Consider the following 5,016-nt stretch of genomic DNA (forward strand, 5'->3'; position numbering starts at 1 on the left):
ACGTCGCGGTAGCGACGAAGCTCGGCATGAGTCAGCGGAATATCCTTGTGAAAGGCCTTGTGGCTGGAAATCGCGTGCGATCGGCCATCGGCATCCTGGTCGATCTTGAACATGTCGCCGCAGAACAGGCGACGGCCCGGTGCGTCGTGAAGTGCCGCCTGCCCCTCGTAATGCCCGCCGACGTGGTGCAGCGTGTAGCCGGGGGCGAGTTCGAGCACGTCGTCGAACGGCGCGGTGACGCGGAACGCCTTGGTCATCTTGAGATCATCGCGCTGAATCGCGACGATCTCGGGCTCGAAGCGGCGCTGAAGCTGGAACAACGCGCCGTAGCCGTGCGCATGGCTGGCCGACAGAAAGGCAATGCCGCCGAGTTGCTCGACCTGGTCGAGCATTGCCTCGGTGTAGAACGGTGCTGCCTCGAACGCGATGTTGCCGCCATCGCGCACGATCAACCATCCGGTACCGGCGAGCCCCAGCGCGGGCGTGGTAGTAAAGGCCCACAGCCCCGGCGCGACCTCGCGCGCACCACCATCGTGGGTCGCGGCGACCTCCGCCTCGGGCAGGAAGCACCAGCCATCCTCGGGCAGGTCGTTGCGCACATCGGTGCAGACGGGACAGTCGGGCGGCGCGAAATGCTTCTGCCAGAAGCCGCAATTGGCGCAGGCGAACCAGCTCAAAGCCACCGGCGGGCCTCCGTGTAAGCGCGGTCGAACAGTTGCATGAGTGCCAGATCGCGCGTCATCGAGAAATCGTGCGGCTCCCCGCGCGCGGCCGCCATGAAGGCAGCGGCCTGCGCAGCGAACGGAGAGGTAGCAGCGTCGAACGCGACCGGCATCTCCTCGCCACTCTGCCCGCAGCGCCGCACCAACGTACCGCCGGCGGTCTGCCCCATCGTGTCGGTGGCGATCAGCAGCCCGTGCTCGCCGAGCACCTCGAGCCGCCGCCGCGGCAGCACCTCGGCGCAATTATAGGCGACATGGGACTGGAACAGCACGCCCGACACGGTGCGGCCCGACAACATGCCGCCATCGTCGACGGGGTAATCGTGGATGCGACGCTGCAATTGAATCGAAAGATCAGTCAGCGGCTCGCCGAGCAACCGCTCGGACAGGTCGAGGCCGTGCAGCGCGAGGTCGATCACCGCACCCCCGCCCGCGCGCACCGGATCGGCGCGCCAGTTATCGTGCTCCCCACCATCCGGCGTCCAGGCCGGATCGACCCAACAGGCGTAGACGATCCGCACCGCCACCGGACGCCCGATGTCGCCAGCCGCGATTGCGTCAGCCACCGCCGCGTGCGCTGGATGATGCCGCTGATCGAACGCGGTACCGTACAGCGTATCGCCGAGCGATGCCGCCATTACCTCGGCCTGCTGCGCGGTCGCCGCGATCGGCTTCTCGCACAGCACCGGCACGCCCGCGGCCGCGCAAGCGGCGACGGGCGCGGCGTGCGCGTCGTTCGGCGTCGCGACGTAGACGAGGTCGCACGCTCCCGCGCCAAGCATCGTCTCGACGCTATCGAACGCCACAAGGCCCGCGGCTTCGGCACGCGCGCGCGACGCAGGGGATGGATCGGCGACCGCGGTCACGACACCACCCGCCGCCGCGATGCCAGGCGCCATGTAATCGCGCGCGACCCAGCCGTAGCCGACGATCCCCCAGCGCGTAGGCGCAGCCATCACCACCGCTCCGGCAGATCGACGGTGCGGCGCAACCGCGCGTCCTCGGCGTCGAACGGCAGCGCGTCGTCCGGCAGCGCCCAGAAGCAGCCCGCAGCATATTCGTCGCGGTAGCGCGGCGAGGGCCAGTCGACCTCGCCATCGTCGCCGATGAGTGGATTGCGCCTCAGCGCCGCGTCGCTGGCGGGCATCGCCACCCCGCCCGAAACCGCCCGCGGCTCACCCGCGCCCTCGACCAGCGACCACGCCTCGACCACCGGATCGTCGCGCCAGTCGGTCGTCGGCGGCACCGACTGCTTCATCAGCGCACACAGCAGCGCGCGCTCGTCGTGCACCTGCGCGGTCGGGAACAAGGCGCGCCACTCCGCACCCGATCGTGCCGGCCCCTTCGGCCCACCGTTCACGCCCGCATTGTGCACGTGGCTGACCGCGAGCACGCCACCGGCTGCAGTTATTTCGCGCAAGCGCTCGGCCACGCGCGGCTGATCGGGCAGGAAGTAGAAGGCGTCGTGGCACATGACGAGGTCGAAGCGCTGATCGGCCACCGGCCACTCTCCGGCGGCATCGAACACGACGTAATCGGCGTCAGGCGCAACCCAGTTCTTCGCCAGCCAGCATTTGGCGAACACCACATCGGCGCCGAGACACGCGACACCCGCACGCGTCAGATCGCGCAGGTAATGGCCGATCCCGCAGGCGAGCTCGAACGCGGTCGCGGGCTGCGTCCAATGCGCTTCCAACAGCGCTAGCCCGGCGAGATAAGTCGGATCACTCCAGCGATAGGCGAAATAATCCGCCACCGGCCCCAGCCGCAGCAGCGCCATCGCCTCGCGCAAGTTCAGCGTGTCGCGTTCCCGCACCAGCCGCTTCAGTTCGGCGAGATCGGTCGCCGGCCCGGTCCACCACGCGTCCTGATCGGTCAGCAGCGCGACCAGCGCGTCATCGGGGCAGCCCGCGTCGAGATGGTCGAGCGCCACCGCGACCAGCCCCTCGCTCTCGGTGCGTAGATACGGAATTCCGTCGACCACCGGCCAGCGCTCGCCCAGGCAGGCGAGCGAGTGCGGCGTGTCGTGCACCAGCACGCGCCCGGTCAGCGGCGAGCGCCAGCGGCTCGCCTCTCCCGTCACATCAACCCCGCGTCGAGCAGGATGCGGTCGTGGAACGCCTTAACCGGCCCGTCGTGAACGAGGCCGTAATCGCCCAGCACCACCTGCATCGTCAGGCGGGCGGCGCGGGTGTGCTGCTCGATCTCGAGCACGCGGTCGAGCACGTCGGCGACGTGGAACGCGCGCGCCTCGGGCGTCTCGTCACCACCAATCGGCGCCAGCGCATCGCCGATGACGTGCGCCAGGTCGGGAGCGAGTTCCGCCATGCTCGCCGCCCGCGCGTGTTGAATCGCGGTGTCGAGCGCGTCGCCCAGCAGCATCTCGCCCGAATAGCCGCTGTCGGGCATGTCGGCGTTGTGGAAATGGTGCGCCATGCCGGCGAGAAACACGGGCACCGGATCGGCACCGTGCCACGCGCTCGCCAGCACGCCATAGACCGCGACCATCAAACAGTGTTCGGCATGGTTCTCGGGCGGTTGCAGCATGATGCGCGGTTGCCCTGGACAGGTCACGCCCGCGCGCGGTTGCCGTGCCAGCTTGCCGACAAAGGCGGGCGTGTCGCCGAGTGCCGGCCGACCGAGCGGCAATGCAGCGCGTAACATCGGGTGGAGCGACGGCGCGACCTCGCCCTCGATCTCGTCGAACGCACGCTCGAGCACCGCGACTGCCTGCTCACCGACGCCGAGCGCCTTCATCGCGGCAAGGTCGAGGTCGCCGAGCCGCGCCGACACCAGCGCCGCCGCCGTGACGCGCGCGGTCACCTCCGCGGGATCGTTGCCACGCACCAGCGCAGCCCAGCCGGCGACGAACAACCGCTCCGCGATCGATCCCGGTACGGCGGCCGAGCGAACCCGTTTCAGATCGCCCAGCTCGCGCAGGAACGGCAAGGCGGCCGGGGTCAGCCCCGGCGCCTCCGCCGCCATCATCTCCAGCACTGGCGCGTCGGTCACGCGTCCTTGTCGCCCAGCCAATTGTCGAGGATCAGCTGCTGCTCGGGCACGCCGTGGACCGGATCATAGTCGCCGCGCGTCTGCGGCAGCTTGAAGAACAGCCCCATCTGCTCCTGCACGCCGCCCTCGCCGCGCTGCTTCGCCAGATCGAGGCAGCGCGCGATCTCGATCGCGAGCGGGGCGGCGAGGATCGAGTCCTTGCACAGGAAATTGAGCTTCAACTGCATCTTCTGACCCATGAAGCCGGTCAGGTCGATGTTGTCCCACGCTTCCTTGTCGTCGCCGCGCGGCTTGTAATAATGGATCATGATGATGTGATCCTCGACCGGGTAACCGAGGATCTGGTTGAGCACGCTCTTCTTCGTGCCCAGCTTCGACTGCAGCGACTTGGGATCATCGAGCGCCAAGCCGTCCGAATTGCCGAGGATGTTGGTCGAGAACCACCCGTCGACGTGGAGCGCGCGATCGCGCAGCGCGGGCGCGATCACGGTCTTCATAAACGTCTGCCCGGTCTTACCGTCCTTGCCCGCGACCGGCACGTTGCGCTCGGCCGCGAACTCGGCCAGCGGCGCGACGTCGGCGGCGACCGACGGTGTAAAGTTGGCGTAGGGCGTGCCTGAATCGATCGCGGCGTAGGCGTAGAGCATCGCCGGGCTGATCGCTGCGTCGTCGGCATCAAGGCCACGCTCGAACGCCTCGCGCGATTGCAGCGCGGCATCGTCGCCGGGCTTGCGCTCGGTCGAGGCGAGATTGACGACCACAACGCGGTCGAGCTTCTTCTCGTCCTTGAACCGCGCCAGATCGGCCTGGATCTGCTCAATCGCGCCGCGGTGCCCGCCGGTCAGCTTGTTGCGGCCGTCGATGTTGGCGCAATAGCCGGTCGAGCCCGCCGCCTTCCACGGACGCATCTGGTTGAGCACCGCGGCACCGTCGGCCAGTTCCTTCTCGCCGATCACGCCGTGTCGCAGCGCGCACGCGCCGAGCGTGTCGTCGGCGAGGTCCCAGCCGCCGAACTCCATGTCGCGATACGCAACCATGCCCGCCACGTCGCGGTCGGCGAGCGGCAGCCCGTCGAGGCTGTTCGACCCCGCCTTGATCATTTCGATCCCCGCGATCGCGGTGGTCGCGACCGCACCACCGACGCCGACGATCGCAACGCCCAGCCGTTCTGCCATGTTCATTCCCCAACCCCGGTCCGAGAGCGGACCCAATGAAAGGGAGAAAGAAGCGAACAACGCCACCGTTCCCATGACGCACGTACAAAATGCGACTTTGTTCCGCC

At 68.4% G+C, this 5,016-nt stretch carries 5 protein-coding genes; all 5 read right to left on the reverse strand.

Going from position 1 to position 5,016, the window contains the following annotated elements; translation table 11 throughout:
- Positions 1-683: hypothetical protein (locus QZ847_RS15355; protein WP_294358128.1), on the reverse strand; the 683-nt coding region annotated here is incomplete at its 3' end.
- Complete coding sequence (locus QZ847_RS15360) at positions 674-1,678, reverse strand: Gfo/Idh/MocA family oxidoreductase (protein WP_294358131.1); 1,005 nt, start codon at positions 1,676-1,678, stop codon at positions 674-676. The genes QZ847_RS15355 and QZ847_RS15360, both read right to left, overlap by 10 nt.
- Positions 1,678-2,805, reverse strand: a complete 1,128-nt coding sequence (locus tag QZ847_RS15365) for a bifunctional 2-polyprenyl-6-hydroxyphenol methylase/3-demethylubiquinol 3-O-methyltransferase UbiG (RefSeq protein WP_294358134.1) — start codon at positions 2,803-2,805, stop codon at positions 1,678-1,680. Before QZ847_RS15365 ends, QZ847_RS15360 begins: the two co-directional genes overlap by 1 nt.
- Entirely contained in the window at positions 2,802-3,734 is a 933-nt protein-coding gene (locus QZ847_RS15370; RefSeq protein ID WP_294358142.1) for a hypothetical protein, read from the reverse strand. Before QZ847_RS15370 ends, QZ847_RS15365 begins: the two co-directional genes overlap by 4 nt.
- Positions 3,731-4,909 (reverse strand): inositol-3-phosphate synthase, encoded by a 1,179-nt coding sequence (locus QZ847_RS15375; RefSeq protein WP_294358145.1) that lies wholly within the window; start codon positions 4,907-4,909, stop codon positions 3,731-3,733. The genes QZ847_RS15370 and QZ847_RS15375 overlap by 4 nt, the downstream gene beginning before the upstream one ends.
- Positions 4,910-5,016 lie beyond the last annotated feature (107 nt).

Source organism: uncultured Sphingomonas sp. (genome assembly GCF_913778135.1).
Taxonomy (GTDB): Bacteria; Pseudomonadota; Alphaproteobacteria; order Sphingomonadales; family Sphingomonadaceae; genus Sphingomonas.

Coding starts and splice junctions, on each gene's coding strand:
- QZ847_RS15375 (WP_294358145.1), bottom strand. CDS start 4,909: ATGGCAGAACGGCTGGGCGTTGCGATCGTCGGCGTCGGTGGTGCGGTC.
- QZ847_RS15360 (WP_294358131.1), bottom strand. CDS start 1,678: ATGGCTGCGCCTACGCGCTGGGGGATCGTCGGCTACGGCTGGGTCGCG.